The 251-nt window shown below is 40.6% G+C and carries 1 protein-coding gene; it reads left to right on the forward strand.

The features are described from left to right. Window positions 1–251, forward strand: a 251-nt coding sequence (locus RYX56_RS24110; RefSeq protein ID WP_317124351.1) for an AAA family ATPase, incomplete at both ends; no start/stop codon positions are given.

The following is a 251-nucleotide window of genomic DNA, read 5'->3' on the forward strand; positions in this document are numbered from 1 at the left end:
CTACAGAACTCCGGCATTCAGCCTGCTTTTCGATCAACGGATGTTAAGCGACAATACCAGTCTTTGATGCTTGATATTTATGAAAATGAAAAAAAGCTTCTCGTCATAGTATTGGACGAGGCTCATCACTTTTCTGATACTATGTTACAGGAATTACGCTTTATTCTCAACTTTAAACAAGATTCAATGTCTCCCCTTTCGCTGATTGTGGTCGGCCAACCCAGCCTGCGGAATCTATTAAAGGTAAAGCA

Source organism: Alkalihalophilus lindianensis, from assembly GCF_032843265.1.
GTDB classification, from domain to species: Bacteria; Bacillota; Bacilli; order Bacillales; family Bacillaceae_D; genus Alkalihalophilus; species Alkalihalophilus lindianensis.